The 4,255-nt window shown below is 47.9% G+C and carries 5 protein-coding genes; 4 read left to right on the top strand and 1 reads right to left on the bottom strand.

Annotation, left to right across the window (positions count from 1 at the left end; translation table 11 throughout):
• Positions 1–886: HAD-IC family P-type ATPase (locus tag QT973_RS16665; RefSeq protein ID WP_333210478.1), on the top strand; the 886-nt coding region annotated here is incomplete at its 5' end.
• A 197-nt stretch (positions 887–1,083) separates the two neighbouring features.
• Here QT973_RS16665 and QT973_RS16670 read toward each other — a convergent pair.
• Entirely contained in the window at positions 1,084–1,431 is a 348-nt protein-coding gene (locus QT973_RS16670) for a hypothetical protein (RefSeq protein WP_190659999.1), read from the bottom strand.
• A 105-nt stretch (positions 1,432–1,536) separates the two neighbouring features.
• Between QT973_RS16670 and tmk the strand changes: the two genes are divergently transcribed.
• The 3 genes from tmk (at position 1,537) to msrA (ending at position 4,054) form a co-directional block, all read left to right on the top strand.
• Positions 1,537–2,205: a dTMP kinase gene (gene tmk / locus QT973_RS16675; RefSeq protein ID WP_333053131.1), complete on the top strand. Its 669-nt coding sequence runs from the start codon at positions 1,537–1,539 to the stop codon at positions 2,203–2,205.
• 373 nt (positions 2,206–2,578) lie between these two features.
• The gene (locus tag QT973_RS16680; RefSeq protein ID WP_333272289.1) at positions 2,579–3,541 is read left to right on the top strand and encodes a DNA polymerase III subunit delta'; all 963 of its coding nucleotides are present in this window, start codon (positions 2,579–2,581) and stop codon (positions 3,539–3,541) included.
• Positions 3,542–3,568: 27 nt separating this feature from the next.
• Positions 3,569–4,054, top strand: a complete 486-nt coding sequence (gene msrA, locus QT973_RS16685; RefSeq protein ID WP_445299481.1) for a peptide-methionine (S)-S-oxide reductase MsrA — start codon at positions 3,569–3,571, stop codon at positions 4,052–4,054.
• The last annotated feature ends 201 nt before the right edge of the window (positions 4,055–4,255 follow it).

The raw sequence follows: 4,255 nt of genomic DNA on the forward strand, positions 1-4,255 counted from the left end.
AGATGCCTGTTCCACAATTGACTCAAAACTGCTGCAAATTGCGGCGGCGGTGGAAAGGGGCGCTTCTCATCCCATCGCGGCAGCGATTTTGCTGGAAGCTCAACAGCAAGGTTTGCCGCTGCTAGCTGCTGAGGATTTCTGCACGGAACCGGGCTTGGGGGTTTCGGCTTTGGTGGAGGGCCGGCGGGTGTTCGCGGGGAATGCTGAGTGGATGAAGGAGCAGGGGGTCGCTGTGGCGACGGAATTGTCGGGGTCTTTGCAAGGCAAAACGGCGGTTTACGTGGCTTCTGGGGGCGTTTTGCTGGGGGTAATCGGCCTAAAAGATACTCTGAGGCCGGATGCTAAGGCGACGGTGGAACGTTTGCGGGGCATGGGATTGCGGGTGATGATGCTGACGGGGGATACGCCGTCTGCGGCGGCGGTGACGGCGCAGCAGCTAGGTTTGGCGGCGGCTGATGTTTTGGCCGGGGTGCGGCCGGAGGGGAAGGCGAGGGCGATCGCGACTTTGCAAGCCCAAGGCTGTAAAGTGGCTGTGGTGGGGGATGGTATCAATGATGCGCCGGCTTTGGCTCAAGCTGATGTCGGTATCGGTTTGCACTGCGGCACTGATGTGGCAGTTGAAACTGCTCAAATTGTGCTGATGCGAAATGCTTTGATGGATGTTGTTGAGTCGATCGAGCTGGGGCGCGCTACTTTTAATAAGATTCGCCAAAATTTATTTTGGGCTTTTGGTTACAATACTCTGGGAATTCCGGTAGCCGCAGGTATCTTGCTGCCTGCAACCGGAATTCTACTCAGTCCTGCGGCGGCTGGAGCATTTATGGCGTTTAGTTCTGTTAGCGTGGTGACAAATTCTTTGTTTTTGCGCCGGGGATTTCGAGCTTAAGTTTAGGGATTGCATATAAAAGTCGGAGGCCATCGGTCATTAGCTAGAAACTAATGACTAATGGCCTCATACCAAGACGGATACAAGCCCCCCACACCAGGAGTCGAGACCAAAGAAGTTTCGACGTTAGTTCGAGGCCCCAGATTTATCTGTGGAGTCACTCTAAAATCTAAAATGTAAACTCGACTGACTGATGGCTAGAGTGCCATACTTTCCAAAAGTCGCCAGTTATTGTTGTTCATAATTGAACGACTCACTAGCTCGAACATTTGACGGCAGTGGTTGTTGGTTTGCAGGGGCAGTTCTTCGTTTTTAATCACGAAGTTCATGCGAACCTCTGAGTCGCTGGCCGTGTTTTTCTCAATTAGGACTTCTGCGGTGACAAGTTTGGCAATGGAAACTTGACCGGGAAGCTCGCGAGCCATGACGGAATCTCCTGTATTGTAGATAATATCAAGATTGCATGACTCTAAAATTTCAATCAGGGATTGACGGAGACGGTCGATCGGAACGGCAACGATAAAAAAACCAGTATAGCGAGCCATAGACAACTCCAGCCGTGAGGCATTTAGACTTTATTATCATACCGAACCTAGAACAGATGCACAGAACAATATGGATTTATTTTATTCAGGTGGAAAGTTAGGGCAATGAAAGGCAAACTTATCGTGTTTGAGGGGGTTGAAGGTGCGGGTAAAACTACGCAAATGCAGCGCTTGATACAGTTCCTGCAAGTAAGTTGCTTTCTGAGAGTCCGCTTGGTGGCTACTCGCGAACCGGGGGGTACTGAGCTGGGAAGGGGACTGCGACATTTGCTGCTGAAACAAGATGGGGGCGAATCTGTATCCGATCGAGCAGAATTACTCATGTACGCGGCCGATCGCGCTCAACACGTCGAAACTTTTCTCAAACCCGAGTTATCTAAGGGAACGATTGTTTTATGCGATCGCTTTACTGACTCTACGATCGCTTATCAGGGCTACGGCCGCGGTCTTAATTTAAATTTAATTAAGCAGTTGAATGACATTGCCACCGGCGGCTTGGAAAGCGATCTGACTTTGTGGCTGGATATTGATGTGGAGGAAGGTTTGGCGAGGGTAAGGGCTCGCGGAGGGTGCGATCGGATCGAGCAAGCGGATTTGAAGTTTCACCGCCTTGTGCAGCAAGGTTTTTCGGAGTTAGCCGAGGCAAATAAATCTCGAATTGTTCGCATAAATGCCGATCGGCCTGAATATGAAGTCGCTCAGGAAATTCAAGCTATTGTAACTCGCCGGTTAGAAGGTTGGGGATATTTAAATAATACCAATTCTGAAAAGTAAGCTTACATAGATAGCCAGAAACCGGGTTTTTTACGAAATATTTGCTAAAAATCCTCAAGGTAGAGGAAAAACCCGGTTTCTTCGTTGTAACTGACATCTTGCAGCAATGTCAATTGGGGCTTTTGGGTGGGGTGGGGGCGGGTTTTTTAACCTGTCTGCTACTTTCCGAGGCTCAAGAGTGAACCCGCCCCTACAGCTTGTTGAGAATGGTGCAAGATTTCAGTTGTAACTAACTCACCATAGGGTAGCGGGGCAAAATTCTTGAAGAGGTAGTCATTACATTCAGCGCCCCTGACGCACCCTACCATAACTTCCTTCTGTCCACTTCCTTCTGTCAACTGTCAACTGAATACTGTCAACTGAATACTGTCACATGAATTATTTTACATCATTAATCGGACAAGAGCGAGCAGTAGAATTGCTAACTCAAGCAGTCGAGCGAAACCGAATTGCTCCTGGTTATTTATTTGTCGGCTCTAACGGCATCGGCAAAAGTTTAGCCGCTCAGTGTTTCATCGAGCTTTTATTCTCAGCCAATATTCCCGAAACCAGACTAATAGCCTCCGTGCAAAATCGCGTGCGACAGCGAAATCATCCAGACTTACTTTGGGTAGAACCAACTTATATGAACCAAGGCAAACGGCTTACGCCAAAGGAAGCAGAGGAAGCCGGTTTAAAGCGGAAAGCACCACCACAAATTCGTTTAGAACAAGTTCGAGAAATCAGTAATTTTCTCAGCAGACCGCCGCTAGAAGCAGCACGTTCAGTCGTAGTGTTGGAACAAGCAGAAACAATGGCTGAGGGAGCCGCTAACGGCTTATTGAAGACATTGGAAGAACCGGGAAAAGCAGCCCTAATTTTAATTGCTCCGACAGTGGAACTTTTGCTGCCAACTTTAATTTCGCGTTGTCAAAAAATTTCGTTTTCTCGGCTGAATCCCGAAGCAATGGCACAAGTTTTGCAGCAAGCGGGATTCGCGGAGATTTTGAATCATTCCGAGGTACTGGGGATGGCTCAGGGCAGTCCTGGGGAGGCGATTTCTATTTGGCAGCAACTGCAATCAATACCCGATGATTTGCTGCAAAAGGTGAAGCAGTTGCCTCAAAATCTGCGGTCTGCTTTGGAATTGGCAAAGGAAATTGATAAAACTTTAGATACTGAATCTCAGTTGTGGTTAATCGATTATTTACAACACTGTTACTGGCAGCAATTTTTGGCAGGGGGAATTAGTCGATCGCCCCTAGAGCCCTTGGAGAAAGCACGACAATATTTGTTAAACTACGTACAGCCGCGATTAGTTTGGGAATGCACACTTATGGGAATATGTCAACCATAATTTAGTGCCAAGTTTTATCTCAATACGATGAGTAACACGATGGAAAAAGCCACATTTGCCGCTGGTTGTTTTTGGGGAGTTGAACACAAGTTTCGCGCCGTTGCGGGTGTCGTCTCGACTGCTGCGGGCTACACAGGAGGCCACTGGCCGAATCCCTGCTACCTGGATGTTTGCGCCAGAGTCACCGGTCACGCTGAATCTGTGCTGATAGAGTACGATCGATCGCAGGTGAGTTACGAAGCACTGCTAGATGTATTCTGGAATTGTCACGATCCTACCCAAATCAATCGCCAAGGCCCCGACAGAGGCGAACAGTACAGGTCGGTGATTTTTTATCACAATTCCGAACAAGAAAAAGCCGCTCGCGCCTCCAAACAAAAATTACAACTTTCCGGTAAATACGACAAAGATATTGCCACGGAAATCAAACCTGCTGGGGAATTTTATATGGCAGAGGATTACCACCAGCAATATATTGAGAAGAAGCGACTTTCGTCAAAAGTTATTAGTTAAGAAGTAGGCAGACTCGACAAACAATAAAAAATATTAGGGGCGGGTAAGGCAATGATCTATACTAGCCACCAGTTTATTATTAATGCAAAACTCTGCCTCCCCTACGCCATGTTTATTTCCATTTACTTAGGAATGAGAATTAAATAACTTCCACTCTTGAAAGTGGGATGGGCGTCCCGCCCGTCATGAGTGGACGGGCGG

This window comes from Microcoleus sp. Z1_A1, from assembly GCF_036700305.1.
Classification (GTDB): Bacteria; Cyanobacteriota; Cyanobacteriia; order Cyanobacteriales; family Microcoleaceae; genus Microcoleus.